This window comes from [Mycobacterium] fortunisiensis (assembly GCF_019050325.1).
Classification (GTDB): Bacteria; Actinomycetota; Actinomycetes; order Mycobacteriales; family Mycobacteriaceae; genus Mycobacterium; species Mycobacterium fortunisiensis.
This window is the reverse complement of record NZ_VOMB01000006.1, coordinates 170390-190752: the sequence shown is the minus strand read 5'-3', so window position 1 is coordinate 190752 and position 20363 is coordinate 170390. Positions and strand designations below refer to the sequence as shown.

The following is a 20363-nucleotide window of genomic DNA, read 5'->3' as shown; positions in this document are numbered from 1 at the left end:
GAAGTCGGCGCTGCGTGCGCCGAAGGAGTTTATGTCGGTCGACCGCGATAGCTTCTGTCTATGGTTACCTACTTGTTGAGCGAGTCCACCGAGGGCTGGGTGCTCTATGACGACGAAAGCAGAACCGCGCTACTGCCCGGTGAGCTCAATACCGTGCTGCTCGATGCGGCCAGGGTGATGCGTGAGAACGGCGACCCCGTGCACGGCGGGTGGACCGCCGTGCCCAACGCCGAAGTGCATACACTGCGGTTTCTCCCGAGGTAGGGCGCGAGTCGCTACACGTGCAGGAGATTCACTCCGTCGTGTGTCCGTGACTGGGGCTCTTCCTCAAATGCATCGAGAACCCGCACACCAAACGCAGGCGTCATTGCTGATTGCACTTCTGCCGTAGTCATCCAACGGATTTCACGCGCTTCTTCGGTTGGGTGAGGTTCGCCGCCGACCGGCCGACAGCGGTACACCAGCGCAACAATCCCGCGGGTCAGATTCTTGTACACACCGGTAAGCCGCTCGACAGTGACCTCAATGCCGGTCTCTTCCAGCACCTCGCGCTGAACACCAGCCTCGAACGATTCGTCGAGCTCCAAGACTCCGCCGGGCGCCTCCCAATGGCCGTTGTCCTCCCGCTTGATGACCAGCACCCGACCATCGTCGCGGACGACAATGCCTGCGACGCTGACCGAGTGCTTCGGCGTGGCTGCCATGGGAGACTCCTCTTCGGGACCTAGCTCCAGTCGTGACATGGGCGTGTCGTTTCCCTAGACTAGTCGCCTAGACATGTAAGGGAAGGCGCGCAGTGCTGCAACTTGGTCAGATCGACCGGTCGGACGACAAGCCGCCATACCGGCAGATCGCTGGCATGCTGCGTGATGCAATCAGCACTGGCCAGCTCATCGCAGGTGAGCGTCTGCCATCCGAGGCAGCGTTGATCGACCATTTCGGCGTTGCCCGAATGACAGTTCGCCAGGCAGTACAAGATCTGCGCGCCGAAGGCCTGGTGATCTCCGAACACGGCCGCGGTGTTTTCGTTCGTCCCGCACCCCCAATTCGCCGACTTGCCTCCGACCGCTTCGCTCGGCGACATCGAGCGAGCGGCAAAGCGGCGTTCACCGTCGAAGCGGAGAAGTCGGGCTACTCGCCGCAGGTCGACAACATCACCGTGACGCGCGAGAAGCCGAATCCCACTGTCGCCGAACGCCTCCGATTGACTCCAGACGACGAGGTTGTCGTTCGATCACGGCGCTACCTCGCCGATGGCCGGCCAGTTGAAACGGCAACCTCATACATTCCCGCCACATTCGCCCAGGGCACCAAGATCGAACAGACCGACACCGGACCTGGCGGCATCTACGCCCGACTCGAAGACGCCGGCCACATCTTGGACCGGTTCACCGAAGAAGTCGGCGCCCGGATGCCAACCCCCGAAGAGCGGCGAGCCCTGCAACTCGCGACCGGAGTGCCCGTGCTGACCGTGGTTCGGACGGCCTACGACACCAACGACGTGGCTGTCGAAGTGTGCGACACGGTGAAGGTGGCGTCCGCCTACCTGCTCGAATACGACTTCTCAGCCCGCTGACGCCTCGCGAAACGATCAAATGCGGCGCTACGCTTGACTAACTCCTCTAGACGACTATGTTAGATAGTCATCTAGTTCAATCCACTCGAAAGGTTCTGCAATGTCCATCCCCAAATGGCTCCAGATCGGCCACGACCAGGTTTTCTCCCTCGGCGCATTCCTCGTGTCCGAAGTGACGCCGATGATCGACTTCGACAAGTCCTCGGGCGAGAACCGCGTCCAGGCGAGAGACCGCGATACCGGCCTACCGATGTGGCAGGTCGAAGTGCTCGACGGTGATCCGGCTGCGCCGAAGCGGAGCCGCACCGTAACCATCAAATTCGCCGCGGCAACGCAGCCAACTGCTCCGACCAATTCCAGCGGAACACCCTTCACTCCCGTGGTTCTCGAGGGCCTGATGGCTCTGCCGTACGTCGAGCGGTCGGGCGACTTCTCCCGAATCGCGTGGTCCTACCGGGCCTCGGGCATGACAGCACCGGGGAAGTCGCCGGCGGCCAACACGAATAAGGCGTCGGCATGAATCCGGACCCGTTCGCACCAGTCGATCCCGACACCCCGCTGCGGTTCGACCACCTGCTGCACATGCTGACCAACCTCGCCCTGTGTGTGGCTGCCGTCGTGGTCATCACCAGCGCCGTTCTGATCTACTGGAGACTGCGCTCGCCGGAGACATACGAGGAACGGTTCGCGACGCCTGCCCGACTCCTTCGCTGGCGCCTCTGGGCACACTTCTCGTGGCAGAAGCTCTGCAAGCGCTGCGGCTTGTCCGCCTCCGAACAGGTCACGCGCCGCGACAACGAAGGCCACCAGATCACGTCGACACGCTGGTTTCATCCAAAGCTGTTGGGAACAGACGTATCTCGCACCACTCTGCGTCTGACGGTACGGGCACGCATGGGGCAGACCGCCGAAGATCTGGAGCGAGCCGTTCCCGCGATCCGCGACGCTGCGGGCGCACACTCGGCGCGGTCGGTCGTCGTCGCCCCCGGCACGCTTCGGATCGAACTGGTCATGCGGGAACAACTCTCGACGGTAGGTCACGCCGCGCCGCCGACAGCAGTCGCGACAACACGAGTCACGCTCGGGCGATGCGAGAACGGAAAACCATGGACCTTGCCATTGAGCGGCCGACACACCCTCACCGTGGGCTGCTCGGGTGCAGGCAAGGGTTCCGTCTTCTGGGGTATCGCCGGTGGGCTCGGCCCCGCTGTCTCCGCCGGTGTGGTTCGCCTGGTGGGCATCGACCTCAAGTACGGCATCGAACTGTCCGTCGGCTCCGCGCTGTTCACCAAGATCGCCACCACCGAATCCGACGCCGTGGAAACCCTTGCCGCGCTGGAAAAGGTAATGAACAAGCGTGGCAACGCGATGGCAGGTCGCACGCGCGAACACAGTCCAACCACGGCGTCACCCCTCGTGGTGCTGCTGATCGACGAACTGGCCGGAGTGACCGCGTACATGAGCGACCCGACCCTACGCAAAGAAGCCGCCGCCACGTTGTCACGCATTCTCACCAAAGGTCGTGCGCTGGGAATCGTGGTGGCCGCGTTCCTTCAAGACCCACGCAAGGAAGTTCTACCGATGCGAGGACTGTTCACCCAGACCATCGCGCTTCGACTGCGATCCCGAGACGAAGTGACGATGGTCCTCGGCGACGGCATGGCCGACAAAGCGCCCGCGCACCGAATCAGCCCTGACAGACCGGGCATCGGTTACGTCATCGCCGAAGACGGGCAAGCGACAAAGGTGCGATCTGACTTCTGGAGTGACGATCAAATCCGCTCCACTGCAAAGCAATACGGGCGGGTACGCACGTCGGGAGGGAAAGCCAATGACTGACACCTGGGCCGTCTTCGAGCCACCCGACCAGGATCAAGTGGCCCGGCATGCCGATGATCTGATGCAGCGCGCCAACCTCGTCCGCAGAGACGGATGGGACCAGTACCGGCGCATCTGGTCGTGCGGGGAAGTCATCGGCACCGCCCTGATCCTCGGCGACGACGCAGAAATCCAGCGCTGCGGCGAAACAACGAACTCCGCGCTGGAGCGGTGGGCATTCGACCTCTGGGGAGTCACCGGAGGTCAGTCCGACGCCGACGCTGGATTGCCGCGCACCCGCGCCTGGTTCGACTCGATTCGCACAGCGAGGTGAAGCGATGGTCACTCACGGCCTCCGGGAGACTCTCGTCGCCGCAGGCAACTTTCCTGAGTTGCTGACCGCAGATCAGGTGTCAGCGCTACTCGGCGTCTCAGCCGCGACCCTCAACCGCTGGGCGGCAATCCGCGAAACGACCGGCGAGCAGATTGGCCCGCCCTGCTACACGCTGTCCGAGCGGGTGCGCCGCTGGGACTGCGCCGAAGTCCGGTCCTGGCTGAAGCAGGTGCGTCGGTAATGGCCGGCAACACGCCTCGCGGCATCCGAAAGCGGCTCAACGCAGCCGGGGAGCCTCGCTACCAAGTCCGCTACTTGATCCGTGATCCTGACGCGGCATCGGGCTGGGTAGAAACGTCGGCGACGTTCCCGACGCTCCGCGAGGCGAAGGCGTTCAAATCCGAACGCGACAACGAGGCCGCGCTTGGCGCCCGCCGGTTCGACCCACGCCTCGGCCGCACACCGCTGAACCGGATCTGGACCCAATTTTCCGGCTCCAAGAAACCGGCGGTGTCGCCGAAGACGTGGAGCGGCTACACCCAGCATTGGGAACTGCGCATAGCGCCGCGGTTCGGCCATGTGCCGGTCGACGAAATCACCCGCGCCGACGTCCAGGCGTTCGTTGGCGGATTGACAGTCGGGCCGTGGGCGAAAGTGTCCACGTTGCGGCTCCTGCGTTCGATTCTCGACGTGGCGCACCAGGATGGCCGCATCCACCGCAACCCCGCCCTGGGCGTCTCAGCGGGCCGCATTCCCGAGCGGGAGCGCCACCGCTACCTGACGGCGCAGGAGGTCCAGACGCTCGCCAGGGCATGCGGGGATCAGGGCGACGTTGTGACCATCCTCGCCTATACCGGCCTGCGTTGGTCCGAACTCGTCGGCCTCCGCGTCAAGGACGTCGACCTCGTCGCCCGACGCCTCTATGTCCGAAGGGCGGCGCCAGAAGTGGAGGGCCACATCGTCGTCGGCCCTCCGAAAACCCGAGCCGGCATCCGAACGATCCCGCTGCCGCAAGTCGTCGTCGACATCTTCAAAGGGCGGATCAGCGGCCGAGCGCCGGACGAGCCCGCAGTCACCTCACCCAACGGAGCGATGCTGCGCTCCAACAACTGGCGTCGGCACACGCACTGGAACAAGGCCCTCAAGAAGACCGCTCTGACCCCACTGACCATTCATGATCTCCGCCACACCTATGCGAGCCTCGCCAGAAAATCGGGGGCAGACCTGAGATACGTACAGAAAACGATGGGCCACTCGACGCCGACGGTCACCGCGAACATCTACAGCGACCTCTACTCCGACGAGCTGGATCAGGTGGCAACCAACCTCGATCAGCTTCACGCAACTGAGATTCACACACCGAAGACCGGACAAGAACCGGACGAATCAAACCGACAACCGAGTGCATGACCCGTGTCTATGCAGGTAGAACGTGGTGGCCAGGGCCGGGATCGAACCGGCGACCTTCCGCTTTTCAGGCGGACGCTCGTACCAACTGAGCTACCTGGCCGGAAGGCCGTCGGCCTTAGACCGAAGTGCCTCGCCGTGATGGCGACCCTGACGGGACTCGAACCCGCGACCTCCGCCGTGACAGGGCGGCGCGCTAACCAACTGCGCCACAGGGCCTTGCTTTCCTGCGTGCTCCGCGTTGCCGCGGTGCGTACCCCCAACGGGATTCGAACCCGTGCTACCGCCGTGAAAGGGCGGCGTCCTAGGCCACTAGACGATGGGGGCCTGATCCGAATCTCTCCGGGGTACTCATCAACCTCGTTCGTTGGGAGCTTGCATAGCTTAGGGTACAGATGCCCAAATCCTCAAACCCGGTGGTCGCAACACAAAAACCCGTCATCTTGTACCCTGTCTCTTCGCGCCCCTATAGCTCAGTTGGTAGAGCTACGGACTTTTAATCCGCAGGTCCCAGGTTCGAGCCCTGGTGGGGGCACCACACACCGCCGCAAGGCGGTGTTTTTGGTTGCGGCGGTCGCGATCTGGCGCCGGCTACGCGGTGCGCGCGGTGGCGATCTCGTCGGCCAGCGGGGTGATCGCGGCGATGATCTGCCCGACGAGTTCGTCGGCGACGCCGGCCCGGGCCAGGCTGTCCCCCAGGTGCTGGGCCACCAGGTTGAAGTGGTGCATGGTGATGCCCCGGCCCTGATGGACCTGGCGCATCGGGGCGCCGCGGTACTCGACCGGCCCGCCGAGCGCGGCGGCGAAGAACTCCACCTGCTTGCCCTTGAGCCGGGCCATGTTGGTTCCGGCGAAGAATCCGGACAGCTGATCGTCGGCCAGCACCCGACGATAGAAATCGTCGACGACGGTCTCGAGTGCCTCGGCGCCGCCGATCTGGTCATAGATGGTCGTCATGGCGTCAGCCTGGGCCACCACGATTGCCGACCGATTTCGGCTGCGTAGCCCGTCGGCTACAGCGATCTCACAGCGGGTCTTCGATCACATGCCGGGGCGGCAGCGGCCGGCGATGTTTATCGTGGACGGGACGTTTCACCGAAGGAGTACCCGAATGAAGCACCGGCGCTTGAGCACACGGTCGGCGGCCACCGCGATCGGTGCGGCCGCACTCGCGGCGCACGCGGTGTTCGGGGTGGCTCCGGCGCAGGCCAGCGTGCAGGATGACCAGTTCTTCACAATCGTCAAGGACCTGGGCATCCCCACCAACTCGGCCGAGGAGGCCGGCACGGTGGGCCGTGGTGTCTGCGACGCGGTCGAGAAGGGCAAGATCGAGCCCGCCCGCACGGTGCGCGGCATCATCAGCCAGCTGATGAACAAGGCCGGCATCGACAAACACCAAGCGGCACACCTGGTTTGGGGCGCGGTCAAGGTCTACTGCCCGCAGTACAGCGCACTGGTCGGGCGCTGAGCGTCGGACCCCGCCAAGAACACGCCGACCGCTGCGGATGCGCTGGTCAGCGGGTATGTCTCAGACGTATCTTGTGTCACGGGTGCACTTCGGCGGCAGGACGATGGTCTTGAATCAGCTGGGACCACCTACGTTGTCATTGACGCTTAGGAGTACATGTGCCATCCGGTCAACGACGCGGCCGATGGTCGGGCGTTCCGCTGCCGGAACGTGCGGCCCGACGCCGTGACGAGCTGATCGCTGCGGGGGTGGCGTTGCTGGGCAACGCCGACGGGTCCACCCTGACGGTGCGTGCGGTGTGCCGGGCGGCCGAACTCACCGAACGGTACTTCTACGAGAGCTTCGCCGATCGCGACGCCTTCGTCCGGGCGGTGTATGACGACGTCTGCACCCGGGCGATGTCGGCCCTGACCACGGCCGTCACCCCGCGCGACGCGGTGGAACAGTTCGTCGCCCTGATGGTCGACGACCCCACCCGGGGCCGCGTGCTGCTACTGGCCCCAGAATCCGAACCGGTGCTCACCCGCTCGGGCGCGGAGTGGATGCCCAACTTCATCAACCTGGTGCAGCGCAAACTGACCCGCATCGCTGACCCGGTACGTCAGGCCATGGTGGCGACCAGCCTGATCGGTGCGCTGACCGCGCTGTTCACCGCCTACCTCGATGACAGGTTGCCGGCCACCCGCGAGCAGTTCATCGACTACTGCGTCGACATGCTGCTCGGCCGGATCGGCAGCTACTGACCGCTCTACTCGTCGGGCGTGCTGGCCTCGACGATGCCCTGCTGCTCGGCTTCGGCCTGTTCGGCAGCGGCCTTGGCCTCACGGCCCTCCGGGCTGGCCACCGAGGCTCCCGGATGGTCCGCGGTGGCGTGGTCGCCCTCGCAGTTGAGCGCCAGCTGGGTGACCCCTTCGTCGTACTCGTAGTACGTGTCGGTGGTCATCGGCACCAACTGGCGGACGGTCCATGCGTTGGTGACCACGCACTCGTCCCGCGGCAACCGACTGCCCACGCTGACCGCCACGTGGACGGTGCCGCCGCCGCCCTCGATGGCGGCGGCCGCGTCGCCGTATGTCTCACCGACCACATCCGGCGCCGCCTGGGCAGCGCCTGCGCCGAGGATCGCGAGGGCGCACCCCGCGGCTGACGCACCGACAACAGCTCCGAACCCGATCGCGATCTTCATCTGGCCGACCTTCCCCGTCCGGTGATCTCTCCCGGTGTGGGGCGGCAGCGCTTTCGGAGTGCCTTTTCAGTCGCCCCACGGCCCGCGGCCCATGCCACGGACTCCGGGGAGCTACCTGAATTCTAGCTGTCAGAACGGTTGACGAGCCGAAACTCTTACTCGTCGGGAGTGCTGACCTCGGCGATTTCTTCCTGCTCGGCGGCGGCCGCCGCCTGCGCGGCAGCCTCCTTCTCGGCGGCTTCCTTGTCCGCGGCTTTCTTGGCCTCACGGCCGGCCGGGCTGGCCACCGACGCCCCCGGGTGGTCTGCCTCGGCGAAACCGCCGTCGCAGTTGAGGGAGAGCATCACCTCACCGTCGGCGTGGGTGTACTCGTCACCGGCATCACGGACGAACGGGGCGTCCCACACCTGGGTGACCACGCAGTCGTCCTTGGACAACTTGCTCCCGACGGTGACCGCCACCTTGGCCGTCCCGCCGTCACCCTCGATTGCCGACGCGGCATCTTCATATGTCTCGCCCACCACGTCGGGTGCGGCGGTCGCCGCACCCGCCCCCAACAGACCGGCGGCGGCGAAAGCGATCACTGCTCCCGCCCCGGAAACGACGAGTTTGTTCATCGGCGCCCGACTCCTCACGACTGTGCGCAACTGCAACATCAGTCGGCGAGGCTACCGAGCAAATTATGAAAACCGATGGCTCACAAGGGAATTGCGGGTGAACGCTGGGCGTCACCGGGCCGAACGAGCACGCCTACTCGTCGGGGGTGCTGACCTCGGCGAGCTCGGCCTCTTGGGCCAGCTGGGCCTGCTGTTCGGCGTAGGCCTTCTTGGCCTCTTCCAGGTCCTCGGCCTGCTTGGCCTCGCGGCCGGCCGGGCTGGCCACCGAAGCACCCGGATGGTTGGCGGTGGCGTGGTCACCGTCGCAGTTCAGCGCCACCATGACCTCGCCGTTGGCGTGGTTGTACGAACCCCCGCCGTCGCGGACGAACGGGGCGTCCCACGTGTTGGTCACGATGCAGTCGTCCTGGGACAGCTTGCTGCCCACGGTGACGGCCACCTTGACGCTGTAGCCGGCCCCCTCCATCGCGCTCGCCGCGTCCCCGTAGGTCTCGCCGGCGACATTAGGAGCGGCCGCGGCGACACCGGCACCGAACAGCAGGGATACTGCTGCACCGGCGGCAGCAACGGTTCCGGCACCGAGCACGAAGTTTTTCACGTGTGCCCAACCTCCGAGTGTGGGTATTCGACGGATAATTGAGCGGATCCTACCGGCGTTTCGGGCGCGGCGCAGCGCTCGTGGTGGGACCCCCAGAGTAACTTGATGTCACCGGGTTACACAGATATATTGACTGCTACCAACAGGTACAGATAACTGAGCGTCCGCGGACGTGAGGAGAGTTGAGGGCATATGACGCAGCAGCGGGAATACACCGACCTGCAGCTCCTGCACGAACTCGAGCCTGTCGTAGAGACCAGCATCAACCGCCACATGCGGATGCGTAAGGACTGGAACCCGCACGACTTCATCCCGTGGTCGGACGGCAAGAACTACTTCGCTCTCGGCGGCCAGGACTGGGATCCCGAGCAGTCCAAGCTGTCCGAGGTCGCCAAGACCGCGATGATTCAGAACCTCCTCACCGAGGACAACCTGCCCTCCTACCACCGCGAGATCGCGATGAACATGGGCATGGACGGGGCCTGGGGCCAGTGGGTCAACCGCTGGACCGCCGAGGAAAACCGACATGGCATCGCCCTGCGCGACTACCTCGTCGTCACCCGCGCCGTCGACCCCGTCGAGCTGGAAGAGCTGCGCGTCGAGCAGGTCACCCGCGGCTTCTCCCCCGGCCAGAACCAGCAGGGCGACCTGTTCGCCGAGAGCCTGTTCGACTCGGTGATGTACGTGTCGTTCCAGGAGTTGGCCACCCGCGTCAGCCACCGCAACACCGGCAAGGCCTGCGATGACCCGATCGCCGACCAGCTGCTGCAGCGTGTCTCCGCCGACGAGAACCTGCACATGATCTTCTACCGGGACGTCTCGGCGGCCGGCCTGGACATCGCGCCCAACCAAGCGATGGGCTCGCTGCACCGGGTTCTCGACAACTTCAAGATGCCCGGCTACACGGTGCCCGACTTCCGCCGCAAGGCCGTCGTCATCGCCGTCGGCGGCGTCTACGACCCGCGGATTCACCTGGACGACGTGGTGATGCCCATCCTGCGCAAGTGGCGCATCTTCGAGCGTGAGGACTTCACCGGCGAGGGCGCACGCCTGCGCGACGACCTCGGCCGCATCGTCGAAGAGCTCGAGGACGCCTGCGACAAGTTCGAGGTCGCCAAGGAGCGCCGCCTCGAGCGCGAGCGCAAGATGGCCGAGAAGAAGGCCATGAAGAACCTGCTGGTGTCGTCGTCGTCTTCATGACCCTGACCGCCCAGCCCCCTGCAACAGCAGCGCCGGCCCGATCCCCACTGCGGATCGGGCCGTTCGCATTGCCCAGCCCGGTGGTGCTCGCGCCGATGGCCGGCGTGACCAATGTGGCGTTCCGCACGCTGTGCCGCGAGCTCGAGATCGCCCGCGCCGGTACCGTCAGCGGCCTGTACGTCTGCGAGATGGTGACCGCGCGGGCGCTGGTCGAGCGGCACCCGGTCACCCTGCACATGACGACGTTCGGGCCCGACGAGTCGCCCCGGTCGCTGCAGCTGTACACCGTGGACCCGGACACCACCTACTTGGCCGCCAAGATGATCGCCGACGAGGGGATGGCCGATCACATCGACATGAACTTCGGCTGCCCGGTGCCCAAGGTCACCAAACGCGGCGGCGGATCGGCCCTGCCCTACAAGCGGCGGCTGTTCGGCCAGATCGTGGCGGCCGCAGTGCGCGGTGTCGCAGGCACCGACATACCGGTGACGGTGAAGTTCCGGGTCGGTATCGACGAGGCGCACCACACCCACCTGGACGCCGGGCGGATCGCCGCCGAGGAAGGTGCCGCGGCCGTGGCGCTGCACGCCCGGACCGCGGCGCAGCGCTACTCCGGCACGGCCGACTGGGACCAGATCGCCGCGCTCAAGGCCCACGTCACCAGCATTCCGGTGCTGGGCAACGGCGACATCTTCGAGGCCGACGACGCGCTGGCGATGATGGCCGAGACCGGGTGCGACGGCGTCGTGATCGGTCGCGGCTGCCTGGGCCGCCCGTGGCTGTTCGCCGAGCTCTCCGCGGCGTTCACCGGCCGCCCGCCCGCCACCCCGCCCACCCTGGGCGAGGTGGCCGACATCGTGCGGCGCCACGGCGAGCTGCTCAGCGCGCACTTCGGCGAGGACAAGGGCATGCGCGACATCCGCAAGCACGTGGCCTGGTACCTGCACGGGTTCCCGGCGGGCGCCGATCTGCGCCGTGCGCTGGCCCTGGTCAAGACCCGGTCCGAGCTCGACGCACTGCTCGACCAGCTCGATCCGGACGTGCCCTTCCCGGCCGCGGCCGGCGGGCCGCGCGGACGGCAGGGCTCGGCCGCGTCGGTGTCGCTGCCCGAGGGCTGGCTCGACGACCCCGACGACTGCGCGGTGCCGGTCGGGGCCGATGTGATGAATTCCGGGGGCTGATCCGGCGACACCGAGATGACATCGAGACGACTCCGTCACCGGGTTGGGGCTGGCTCAGTCTCAGGGTGGCTCAGTACGATGGGGACCTTGCCGTGGCCGGCTCAGGTAGCCAGCCCGGCACAGTGCTGCTAGAAGAGATGAGGAGAAAATCTCAGCAGCACCGCAGAATCGATGCGCACCGACGCGCAGTCGCGAGATCGAAGAGTCGGAGGCCGGTAAGGACATGAGTGACGCTGACAACGCCACTCCCGGTGCCGCTCCCGGCCGTCGGCGCCGCTCCTCGGCGGATCATTCTGACAACCAATGGATTACCCGATCTGCGCGGCCTTTGCCAGGTGCCGCGCCGTGGGAGCGCCAGGATCACCCGCTACCGGATGATTTGGCCGCCGATGAACCCAGCGGCAGCCATACCGACGGGGTAACTGTCGCCGATCTCATCGCCAAGGTCGCCGGGACCGGATTCACCCCGAGGCGTCACCGGCTGGAGCCCGACGACGTGGACGACCTCGACGACCTGGACGACGTCGAACCGGAGCCAGAACCGGAGTTCATCCACGAGGCGGAGCCAGACCCGGCATACCTTGAGGGGCCGGATGCCGAGCCGGTGTACATCCGCCCGCACGTGCCCGACCCCACGGACGTCATCGAAGCGGTGCGGATCGCTCCGGAGGACGACGGACCCCAGGATTTCCTCGAAGCCGAGGATTACCCGGAGCAGTTCGACGACTCGTTCGAGGCGCCGATGGACGCGCCGCTCGGGGACCCGCTGGAGCACGCCGACGCCGCCACCGAGAACACCGATACCGACGTGCTCCCGGCCCTGCCCGCGGTCTACGAATATGACGTGCCGAAGGATCGCCCGGCGTGGCGGGTCCGCCCGGTCCCACCGGACGAGCACGACCCCGACGAAACCACCGTCATGGAGCCGGTCCGGCCACCGATCAACCGCCGGGTGATGCTCGCCGGACGGGCCGCCGCAGCGATGCTCGCGGTGCTCGCCCTGGTGTTGACCGGCGGCGCCTGGCAGTGGCAGTCCTCGAAGAACAACAGCCTCAACAAGGTCGCCGCGCTGGACCTCAACTCGCGTGACATCCTCGACCCCAATGCCCAGTTCGGTGACGAGAACTTCCTGATCATCGGCACCGACAGCCGGTTCGGCGAGAACGCGGACATGGGTGCCGGCGATACCGAGGACGCCGGCGGCGCGCGCTCGGACACGATCATGCTGGTCAACATCCCGGCCAACCGGGAGCGGGTGGTGGCGGTGTCGTTCCCGCGTGACCTGTCGATCACGCCGATGAAGTGCGAGCCCTGGAATCCGGAGACCGCGACCTACGGGCCGTTGTACGACGAGGAGACCGAGACCTACGGCCCGGACGAGGTCTACACCGAGACCAAGCTGAACTCGGCGTTCGCCTTCGGCGGCCCGAAGTGTCTGGTGAAGGTGATCCAGAAGCTTTCCGGGTTGTCGATCAACCGGTTCATGGCCGTCGACTTCTCCGGTTTCTCGAAGATGGTCGACGCGCTCGGCGGTGTCGAGGTGTGCAGCACCACCCCGCTCGAGGACTACGAGTTGGGCACCGTACTGCCCGTGGCCGGGCGGCAGATGATCGACGGCCACACCGCGTTGAACTATGTCCGGGCCCGGCAGATCACCACGGAGTACAACGGCGACTACGGCCGCATCAAACGGCAGCAGCTGTTCCTGTCCTCGCTGCTGCGCTCGCTGATCTCCCGCGACACGTTCTTCTCGCTCAACAAGCTCAACAACGTCGTCAACATGTTCATCAGCGACAGCTTCGTCGACAACATCAAAACCAAGGATCTCGTCGACCTGGGCCAGTCCGTGCAGGGCGTGAACGCCGGCCGGATCACCTTCGTCACGGTGCCGACCGTCGGCTACGCCGACGAGTACGGCAACGAGGTTCCCCGCAGTGACGACATGCGGGCCCTGTTCGACGCGATCATCAACGACGATCCGCTGCCGGGCGAGAAGAACCCGGACAACACCCCGGTCCCGGGCACCCCGGAATCGGCCACGTCGTCCGTGCAGGCCGCCGCTCCGTCGCAGACCACACCGCAGTCCACGGTGCCGGTCCCCGCGCCGGCCGCCACCGACAGCGGCGAGATGGTCAACGCCGTCACCACCGAACCGCAGGACGTCACGGTGCAGGTGTCGAACTCGACGGGCCAGAGCGGGCTGGCCGCCACGGCGGCCACCGAGCTGGAGGAGCACGGCTTCAACGTCAACACCCCCGACGACTATCCGGGGGCGCTGCCGTCGACCACGGTCTTCTTCTCACCCGGTAACGAGGAAGCGGCCGCGACGGTGGCCAGCTCCTTCGCCAACCCGACCATCGAACGGGTGACCGGGATGGGCGACGTGGTGCAGGTGGTGCTGGGCACCGACTTCTACTCGGTGAACCCGCCGACCCCGAGCGGGTCGGAGGTGCAGGTACACGTGGTGAAGGGCACCAGTAGCTCCCCGACGCACCTGCCCGAGGACCTGACCGTGACCAACGCCGCCGACACCACCTGCGAATAGGCTGCGCCCGGCCGGCACGGCATTCACCGTTCGTTCATCGACGCATCGTGACGCCAGGGTCAACGACAGCCTAATCTTGCAGCATGCGTACCCACTACAACGAGCAGCTGCGTTCACTGACCGACCAACTCGGCGAGATGTGCGAGCTGGCGGGTACCGCAATGGAGCGTGCCACGCAGGCGCTGCTGCAGGCCGATCTGGCCCTGGCCGAACAGGTCATCACCGACCACGACCAGATGACCACGCTGAGCACCCAGGCCGAGGAAGCGGCATTCGTGCTCCTGGCGCTGCAGGCACCGGTGGCCGGCGACCTGCGCGCGGTGGTGGGCTCGATCCAGATCGTCGCGGATGTGGACCGGATGGGGGCGCTGGCGCTGCATGTGGCCAAGATCGCCCGCCGGCGCCACCCGCAGCACGTGCTGCCCGAGGAGGTGAACGGCTACTTCGCCGAGATGGGCCGGGTGGCCGTCGAGTTGGGCCATGCCGCCCGCGAGGTGCTGCTCACCCAGGATCCGGAGAAGGCGGCCCGCATCCAGGAGGAGGACGATGCGATGGATGACCTGCATCGTCACCTGTTCTCGGTGCTGATGGACCGGGAGTGGAAGCACGGGGTGACGGCGGCCGTGGATGTGACGCTGTTGAGCCGTTTCTACGAACGCTTCGCCGACCATGCCGTCGAAGTGGCCCGGCGGGTCATCTTCCAGGTCACCGGGTCTTACCCGGACGGGGAGTCGGTGCCCTCCTCGCAGTAGGTCAGGGCTCGGCCGGCGGCACCAGGCGGACCCCGTCCCTGTGTGCCCCGGCCAGGTCCCGCAGCACCTTGACCAGGACCTGCAGCTCGGCGCCGGTGTAGCGGAGCAGGAAGTCGCGGGCGCCACGGTCCATCTCGTCATGCAGTTGCCGGTGCACGTCGGCCACGACTTCGCCGTCAGCGGTCAGACCGAGTTCGATCTCCTTGCGATTACCGGGCACCGGCCTACGCTCCACCAATCCCGCCTCGACCAGTCGTTGCACGTGCTTGGACACGGTGCCCTTGAGCCGGCCCGAGCGTGCGGCCAGCCCCACCAGGCTGACCGGGCCTTCGGCGATCTCGGCCAGCAGGTGCATGGCCGATGTCGGCAGCGTCCGCACCTTCGCGTGCAGGCGCTGCGGACACCGGGCGGCCATGAAGTCCCGCTCGGCATCGCCGTCCCCGTCGTTCCCGAGCCGATCGCCCACCACGGTCATCAGTTCGTTGATGGCCTGGATCAGCTCCGGTTTGGTTTTCACGGAAACCATCTTGCCACCCGGTGACACCGTGGGTAGATTGTTTCCACAGAAACCATATCTCCGGAAACAAAAGGAGTTGCCATGCTGGCCGCGCTGGTCACCGAGTGGGGCCAACCCCCCGTCTACACCGACGTACCCGAACCCCAACCACGCGACGGCGCCGAGGTGGCTGTCGTGGAGGCATCGGCCCTGACCAACCTCACCCGCGCCCTGGTGTCGGGAAAACACTACGCCAGCAAGGAGATTGCACTGCCCGCGATTCCCGGCGTCGACGGTGTCGTCCGGCTCGCCGACGGCCGTCGCATCTACACCGGAGCGGTGGGCTACTCCGGCATGATGGCCCAACGTGCCGTGGTCGACCCGCGTGGTGGTATCGACGTCCCCGAACACGTCGACTCGGTGACCGCGGCGGCCCTACCCAACCCCGGTATCTCGGCCTGGACCGCACTGTCGCATGCGGCTGCCGTCAAGCCCGGAGACCACGTCCTGGTGCTCGGCGCCACCGGCGTCACCGGCTCCATGGCAGTGCAATTGGCCACCTCGATGTTCGGCGCCGAAAATGTGGTGGCCGTCGGCCGCAACACCGACCGCCTGGCCTGGCTGCGCTCGGCCGGCGCGCACGCCACGATCACCCTCGGCGCCGGCGACCTGAGCGCCGAGGTGTCCGAGATGCACGCCCAGCGGCCATTCGACGCAGTGCTCGACTATCTGTGGGGCGAACCCGCCGCCCAGGTGCTCACCGGCCTGACCGCCAGTCATCCTGCCGCGCACTACCATCCGACCCGGTTCGTGCAGATCGGATCGATGGCCGGACCCACCCTGCCGCTGGATGCCGGCGTGTTGCGCAGCACCGGGATCACGCTGCGCGGGGTCGGTATCGGCAGCGTGCCGCTCACGGTCATGGCCCAGGCCCGAACCGAGGCACTGCCGGAGCTGTTCCAGATGGTCGCCGACGGCCGGCTCGAACTACGCACCCAGCCAAGGGCATTGGCCGATGTGGCGGAGGTCTGGGCCGGCGGCGAGCCCTCCGGCATCCGCGTGGTGCTCACCCCGTAATCGGCGACACTCAGCCGAAGCGGCCCGAGATGTAGTCCTCGGTGGCCTTCTGGGTCGGGTTGGAGAAAATCTTCTCGGTGTCATCGATCTCGATCAGCCTGCCGGGCTTGCCGGTGGCCTCGAGGTTGAAGAACGCGGTCTGATCGCTCACCCGGGCGGCCTGCTGCATGTTGTGCGTGACGATCACGATGGTGAAATCCTGCTTGAGCGTGGAGATCAGATCCTCGATCGCCAACGTGGAAATCGGGTCCAGCGCCGAGCACGGCTCGTCCATCAGCAACACGTCGGGCTGCACCGCGATGGCGCGGGCGATGCACAACCGCTGCTGCTGCCCACCGGAAAGCCCACCGCCGGGCTTGTCCAGTCGGTCCTTCACCTCGTTCCACAGGTTGGCGCCGCGCAGCGAACGCTCGGCCACCTCGTCCAGGGTCTTCTTGTTGCGCACACCCTGCAGCTTGAGACCGGCGACCACGTTGTCACGAATCGACATGGTGGGGAACGGATTCGGACGCTGGAACACCATACCGATGGTCTTGCGCACCCCCACCGGATCCACCCCCGGACCGTAGATGTCCTCACCGTCGAGCAGCACCGAGCCCTCGACCCGGGCGCCCGGGATCACCTCGTGCATGCGGTTGAGCGTGCGCAGCACCGTCGACTTGCCACAGCCCGACGGGCCGATGAAGGCCATCACGCTGCGCGGCTGCACCGACAGCGACACATCCGAAACCGCGTGGAACGCACCGTAGTAGATGTTGACGTCTTTGAGATCCAGCCGCTTGGCCATCGGAAGCTCCTACACCTTCTTGGGGGAAAAGAATTTGGCGACCGCACGTGCACCGACATTGAGCAAGGCGATCAACAGGATCAGCGTCAGCGCCGCACCCCACATCCGGTCGGTGGGCACCGGATTGGCGCCCGCCCCCGCCGAGATCTGGTCGTACATCATGCCCGGCAGCGACCCCATGAACCCGCCGAACATGTCGAAGTTCATCGCCTGCGCATAGCCCACCAGGATCAGCAGCGGTGCGGTCTCCCCCATCACCCGGGCCAGCGCCAGCATCACGCCGGTGACGATGCCCGACAGCGCCGTCGGGATCACGATCCGCACGATCGTCTTCCACTTCGGTACACCCAGTGCATAACTCGCCTCGCGCAGATCCATCGGCACGATGCGCAACATCTCCTCGGTGGCCCGCACGATCACCGGAATCATCAACAGCACCAACGACAGTGACACGGCGAACCCGGACCGACCGAAACCGAGCGTGGCCACCCACAATGCGTAGATGAACAGCGCGGCCACGATCGAGGGCACCCCGGTGAGGATGTCCACCATGAACGTGGTGACCTTGCCCAACCGGGTGCCACCGCCGTACTCGACCAGGTAGACGGCCACCATGACACCGATCGGAATGGAGATCAGCGAGCACACGACGCCCTGCAGGAAGGTGCCGACGATCGCGTGATACGCCCCGCCACCCGCGGTGAACGTCGTCATCCCGGCCTGCGAATTGGTGAACCACACCGGTGAGCTCAATGCGGCCCAACCCCGGGAGATCACCGAATACAGCACCCAGGCCAGCGGGATCAGGGCAACCAGCAGCGACAAGCTGACCAGTAGCGTGGCGAAGTGGTTGGTCAGTTTGCGCCGCAGACTCACGCCCTGGAATGCGGCGGCCTTGACCGGCCGTTCGAGCGTCGACGTCACCTGTGCCATCTCCTCTTCGCGCAAGCGCTCATCAGCGCCATCTCCTCTTCGCGCAAGCGCTCATCAGCGCCCCTTTCCGGCCACCGCAGCGCGGGCCAGCGAGTTCACCACAAACGTGAGGATGAACAGCACCAGGCCGGCGGCAATGTAGGCCCCCGCCTTGTACTCGTCGTTGAACTCGCTTGCGGTGGCGGCGATCTTGCTGGCGAAGGTGTAGCCGCCGTCGAACAGCGTCCAACTGAACGCCGTCTGCGTGCCGCGCAGGATGATCAGCAGCGCGATCGTCTCACCGAGCGCGCGGCCCAGCCCCAGCATGGCGCCGCTGATGTAGCCGGACAACCCGAACGGCAGCACCGTCGTGCGTACCACTTCCCACCGGGTGGCGCCGAGCGCCAGTGCCGCCTCGATCTGACCGCGCGGGGTCTGGGTGAACACCTCGCGGGTCACCGCCGTGATGATCGGCAGGATCATCACCGCCAGCACGATGCCCGCCGTGAAGATCGTGCCGCCACCGGCCACCGAGGCGTTACCGGTCTTGAACAGGAACAGCCAGTCCAAGTTGGTATTGAGCCACACCGCAAAGGGTTTGATCGCCGGGGCGAGGACGTACAGGCCCCAGACGCCGTACACGATCGACGGCACCGCGGCGAGCAGATCCACCAGGTATGCCAGGGGCCCGGCCAGCCGGCGCGAGGCGTACTGGGTCAGGTAGATCGCGATGCCCAGGGCCACCGGCATCGCCAGCACCAGCGCGAACACCGAAACGAACACCGTCACCTGCAGCAGCTCGAAGATGCCGAAGTGCATCGCCGAGGTGTCGGTCGTGATCCAGTTGCCGCCATAAAGGAAGAAGTTCTCCTCGTTGCGGGTCAGCGCCGGCACCGCGCGCCAGAGCAGGAACACGCCGATCGCCGCGATCAGGGCGACGATCAGGATGCCCGAACCCTCAGCCAAGCCATGGAAAATTCGGTCGCCGAGGCGGACCTTGGCGGCCCTGGACGGGTTGGTGGAGATGGATTCTGGCCCGGGGACGGGGGAGGCGAGCGTCTCCCCCGACCCCGATTCAGCTGGATTCGGCGTCGTCACTGTTGTCCCGTCAGGGCCCCTGTTGGTCATGTGGTGGAAAAACCCATCCTCGCCCAGTTTCGTCGTTCAACGCCAGCCGGGGCTACTACGCGATCGCTTCGACTGAGGTCAGCAGGCGCTGCTTGAACTTGTCGGGCAGCGCGATGTATCCGGCCTGCGCCAGGCTGGCCTGGCCCTCGTTGGCGGCCACGGTCAGGAACGACTTGACCGCTGCCGCGGTGTCGGCGTCGTAGCCCTTGGAGCAAACGATCTCGTACGTCGCCAGCACCAGCGGGTAGACGCCGGCCTCCTTCGACGCGTACAGCGCGTTCAGGTCGAGGACCAGGTCCTTGCCCTCCCCCTCGAACGTGGCGGCGTCCACGGCCTTGGTGGTCGACTGGTCGTCCAGCGGGACCGCGCCGGCGCCGCTGTCGATCTCGGCGTAGGGCAGTCCGGCCGCGGCGGCCGGGCTCTTCTCGACGTAGCCGATCGAACCCGGGGTGGCCTGCACGGCCTGCACCACACCGGAGGACTTCTGCGCGCCCTCACCGGCTCCGCCGTTGAATTCCTTGCCCACGCCCTTGGTCCAGGTCTGCGGTGCGGCGGCGGCCAGATACTTCTGGAAGTTGTCCGTGGTGCCCGAGGAGTCCGACCGGTAGATCGGGGTGATGTTCACGTCGGGCAGCGCGGTGCCGCCGTTGAGCGCGGCCAACGCCGGGTCGTTCCACTTGGTGATCTGGCCCTGGAAGATCTTGGCCAGCACGTCCGGGCTCACGACGAGCTTGTCGACGCCTTCGACGTTGTAGGCCAGCGCGACAGGGCCGAACACCAGCGGCAGGTTCCAGGCCTCGTTGCCGCCACAGCGCTCGGCGGCCCGGGCGACCTGATCGTCTTTGAGGGGCGAGTCCGAGCCGGCGAAGTCGACCTGCTTGGCGATGAACTGATCAACCCCCGCACCCGAACCGGTCGGGTTGTAGGACAGGTTGCTGCCGGGGCACACCTGGCCCCACATCCGGTTGAACTCCGCGATGGCGTTCTGCTGCGCCGTCGAGCCCTCAGCCGTCAGCGAGCTCTTGCCGCCGCACTCCCCCGAGGCCGCCGCACTGCTGCCCGACGCCGAGGAGCCCGTGGCACCGGTGTTGTTGTCGCTGCCGCACGCGGTCAGCGTGAGTACCGCGAGCGCAGTCGCGGACAACGCAGCCCCGAGTGGCTTGCCAACACCCGTGCCAATGCTGATGAGCTTCACGTGTCCCACTTTCCGTTGACGGCTTTTCAATTGACGGCTTCGAACTCTCCGGCAACCTATTCGGCCGCAATGGACAACTTGCGGAC

At 66.2% G+C, this 20363-nt stretch carries 24 protein-coding genes and 4 tRNA genes; 15 read left to right on the top strand and 13 right to left on the bottom strand.

The window, feature by feature from the left end:
* Positions 1 to 60 precede the first annotated feature (60 nt).
* Positions 61 to 264, top strand: coding sequence for a hypothetical protein (locus tag FR943_RS05310; protein WP_217155297.1), 204 nt, complete (start codon positions 61 to 63; stop codon positions 262 to 264).
* 11 nt (positions 265 to 275) lie between these two features.
* Here FR943_RS05310 and FR943_RS05305 read toward each other — a convergent pair whose 3' ends face one another.
* On the bottom strand, positions 276 to 704 hold the full coding sequence (locus tag FR943_RS05305) for an NUDIX hydrolase (RefSeq protein WP_217155296.1): 429 nt from the start codon (positions 702 to 704) through the stop codon (positions 276 to 278).
* Between the two features lie 92 nt (positions 705 to 796).
* On the opposite strand from FR943_RS05305, the gene FR943_RS05300 reads away from it, so the two are divergent.
* The 6 genes from FR943_RS05300 to FR943_RS05275 all read left to right on the top strand — a co-directional run bounded on the left by FR943_RS05300 (position 797) and on the right by FR943_RS05275 (position 5138).
* Positions 797 to 1576, top strand: a complete 780-nt coding sequence (locus tag FR943_RS05300; RefSeq protein ID WP_217155295.1) for a GntR family transcriptional regulator — start codon at positions 797 to 799, stop codon at positions 1574 to 1576.
* 100 nt (positions 1577 to 1676) lie between these two features.
* Positions 1677 to 2096, top strand: a complete 420-nt coding sequence (locus tag FR943_RS05295) for a plasmid replication, integration and excision activator (protein WP_217155294.1) — start codon at positions 1677 to 1679, stop codon at positions 2094 to 2096.
* Positions 2093 to 3415 carry an FtsK/SpoIIIE domain-containing protein gene (locus FR943_RS05290; RefSeq protein WP_217155293.1) on the top strand — a complete coding sequence of 441 codons (1323 nt, stop codon included), beginning with the start codon at positions 2093 to 2095 and terminating at the stop codon, positions 3413 to 3415. Before FR943_RS05295 ends, FR943_RS05290 begins: the two co-directional genes overlap by 4 nt.
* Positions 3408 to 3728: a hypothetical protein gene (locus FR943_RS05285; protein ID WP_217155292.1), complete on the top strand. Its 321-nt coding sequence runs from the start codon at positions 3408 to 3410 to the stop codon at positions 3726 to 3728. Before FR943_RS05290 ends, FR943_RS05285 begins: the two co-directional genes overlap by 8 nt.
* A gap of 4 nt (positions 3729 to 3732) precedes the next feature.
* The gene (locus tag FR943_RS05280; protein WP_079633064.1) at positions 3733 to 3969 is read left to right on the top strand and encodes a helix-turn-helix transcriptional regulator; all 237 of its coding nucleotides are present in this window, start codon (positions 3733 to 3735) and stop codon (positions 3967 to 3969) included.
* Positions 3969 to 5138 (top strand): tyrosine-type recombinase/integrase, encoded by a 1170-nt coding sequence (locus FR943_RS05275; RefSeq protein WP_217155291.1) that lies wholly within the window; start codon positions 3969 to 3971, stop codon positions 5136 to 5138. The genes FR943_RS05280 and FR943_RS05275 overlap by 1 nt, the downstream gene beginning before the upstream one ends.
* Positions 5139 to 5161: 23 nt before the next feature.
* Here FR943_RS05275 and FR943_RS05270 read toward each other — a convergent pair.
* The 3 genes from FR943_RS05270 to FR943_RS05260 all read right to left on the bottom strand — a co-directional run bounded on the left by FR943_RS05270 (position 5162) and on the right by FR943_RS05260 (position 5462).
* A tRNA-Phe gene (locus FR943_RS05270) sits at positions 5162 to 5238 on the bottom strand.
* A 39-nt stretch (positions 5239 to 5277) separates the two neighbouring features.
* Positions 5278 to 5354: transfer RNA gene (locus FR943_RS05265), tRNA-Asp, on the bottom strand.
* Positions 5355 to 5389: 35 nt separating this feature from the next.
* Positions 5390 to 5462, bottom strand: a tRNA-Glu gene (locus tag FR943_RS05260).
* 135 nt (positions 5463 to 5597) lie between these two features.
* Here FR943_RS05260 and FR943_RS05255 point away from each other — a divergent pair.
* Positions 5598 to 5673, top strand: a tRNA-Lys gene (locus FR943_RS05255).
* A gap of 53 nt (positions 5674 to 5726) precedes the next feature.
* On the opposite strand, the gene FR943_RS05250 is transcribed toward FR943_RS05255, so the two are convergent.
* Positions 5727 to 6092: a group I truncated hemoglobin gene (locus FR943_RS05250; RefSeq protein ID WP_217155290.1), complete on the bottom strand. Its 366-nt coding sequence runs from the start codon at positions 6090 to 6092 to the stop codon at positions 5727 to 5729.
* A 169-nt stretch (positions 6093 to 6261) separates the two neighbouring features.
* Here FR943_RS05250 and FR943_RS05245 point away from each other — a divergent pair, with 169 nt between their 5' ends.
* Together FR943_RS05245 and FR943_RS05240 are read left to right on the top strand one after the other, a co-directional pair.
* On the top strand, positions 6262 to 6603 hold the full coding sequence (locus FR943_RS05245; protein WP_246584851.1) for a DUF732 domain-containing protein: 342 nt from the start codon (positions 6262 to 6264) through the stop codon (positions 6601 to 6603).
* 158 nt (positions 6604 to 6761) lie between these two features.
* Entirely contained in the window at positions 6762 to 7346 is a 585-nt protein-coding gene (locus FR943_RS05240; protein ID WP_217155288.1) for a TetR/AcrR family transcriptional regulator, read from the top strand.
* Positions 7347 to 7351: 5 nt separating this feature from the next.
* Here the strand turns inward: FR943_RS05240 and FR943_RS05235 are convergent, their stop codons facing one another.
* The 3 genes from FR943_RS05235 to FR943_RS05225 all read right to left on the bottom strand — a co-directional run bounded on the left by FR943_RS05235 (position 7352) and on the right by FR943_RS05225 (position 9004).
* A complete protein-coding gene (locus tag FR943_RS05235; RefSeq protein WP_217155287.1) occupies positions 7352 to 7789 on the bottom strand; it encodes a hypothetical protein in 438 nt (145 codons plus the stop codon).
* 155 nt (positions 7790 to 7944) lie between these two features.
* Complete coding sequence (locus FR943_RS05230) at positions 7945 to 8406, bottom strand: hypothetical protein (protein WP_217155286.1); 462 nt, start codon at positions 8404 to 8406, stop codon at positions 7945 to 7947.
* Positions 8407 to 8539: 133 nt separating this feature from the next.
* The gene (locus FR943_RS05225) at positions 8540 to 9004 is read right to left on the bottom strand and encodes a hypothetical protein (protein ID WP_217155285.1); all 465 of its coding nucleotides are present in this window, start codon (positions 9002 to 9004) and stop codon (positions 8540 to 8542) included.
* A gap of 192 nt (positions 9005 to 9196) precedes the next feature.
* On the opposite strand from FR943_RS05225, the gene FR943_RS05220 reads away from it, so the two are divergent.
* The 4 genes from FR943_RS05220 (at position 9197) to phoU (ending at position 14682) form a co-directional block, all read left to right on the top strand.
* Positions 9197 to 10204: an acyl-ACP desaturase gene (locus FR943_RS05220; RefSeq protein WP_217155284.1), complete on the top strand. Its 1008-nt coding sequence runs from the start codon at positions 9197 to 9199 to the stop codon at positions 10202 to 10204.
* Between the two features lie 47 nt (positions 10205 to 10251).
* A complete protein-coding gene (gene dusB / locus FR943_RS05215; protein WP_218045332.1) occupies positions 10252 to 11385 on the top strand; it encodes a tRNA dihydrouridine synthase DusB in 1134 nt (377 codons plus the stop codon).
* A gap of 223 nt (positions 11386 to 11608) precedes the next feature.
* Positions 11609 to 13930, top strand: a complete 2322-nt coding sequence (locus FR943_RS05210; protein ID WP_217155282.1) for an LCP family protein — start codon at positions 11609 to 11611, stop codon at positions 13928 to 13930.
* Between the two features lie 83 nt (positions 13931 to 14013).
* Complete coding sequence (gene phoU, locus FR943_RS05205; RefSeq protein WP_217155281.1) at positions 14014 to 14682, top strand: phosphate signaling complex protein PhoU; 669 nt, start codon at positions 14014 to 14016, stop codon at positions 14680 to 14682.
* Position 14683: 1 nt separating this feature from the next.
* On the opposite strand, the gene FR943_RS05200 is transcribed toward phoU, so the two are convergent.
* Entirely contained in the window at positions 14684 to 15199 is a 516-nt protein-coding gene (locus FR943_RS05200) for a MarR family winged helix-turn-helix transcriptional regulator (protein WP_217155280.1), read from the bottom strand.
* 81 nt (positions 15200 to 15280) lie between these two features.
* On the opposite strand from FR943_RS05200, the gene FR943_RS05195 reads away from it, so the two are divergent.
* Positions 15281 to 16255, top strand: coding sequence for a quinone oxidoreductase family protein (locus FR943_RS05195; RefSeq protein WP_217155279.1), 975 nt, complete (start codon positions 15281 to 15283; stop codon positions 16253 to 16255).
* A 10-nt stretch (positions 16256 to 16265) separates the two neighbouring features.
* On the opposite strand, the gene pstB is transcribed toward FR943_RS05195, so the two are convergent.
* The 4 genes from pstB to pstS all read right to left on the bottom strand — a co-directional run bounded on the left by pstB (position 16266) and on the right by pstS (position 20277).
* Positions 16266 to 17042 carry a phosphate ABC transporter ATP-binding protein PstB gene (pstB, locus tag FR943_RS05190; protein WP_217155278.1) on the bottom strand — a complete coding sequence of 259 codons (777 nt, stop codon included), beginning with the start codon at positions 17040 to 17042 and terminating at the stop codon, positions 16266 to 16268.
* Positions 17043 to 17051: 9 nt separating this feature from the next.
* Entirely contained in the window at positions 17052 to 17966 is a 915-nt protein-coding gene (gene pstA, locus FR943_RS05185; RefSeq protein ID WP_217155277.1) for a phosphate ABC transporter permease PstA, read from the bottom strand.
* 63 nt (positions 17967 to 18029) lie between these two features.
* Entirely contained in the window at positions 18030 to 19082 is a 1053-nt protein-coding gene (gene pstC / locus FR943_RS05180) for a phosphate ABC transporter permease subunit PstC (protein ID WP_217155276.1), read from the bottom strand.
* A 55-nt stretch (positions 19083 to 19137) separates the two neighbouring features.
* Positions 19138 to 20277, bottom strand: coding sequence for a phosphate ABC transporter substrate-binding protein PstS (gene pstS, locus FR943_RS05175; RefSeq protein WP_217155275.1), 1140 nt, complete (start codon positions 20275 to 20277; stop codon positions 19138 to 19140).
* Between the last annotated feature and the right edge of the window lie 86 nt (positions 20278 to 20363).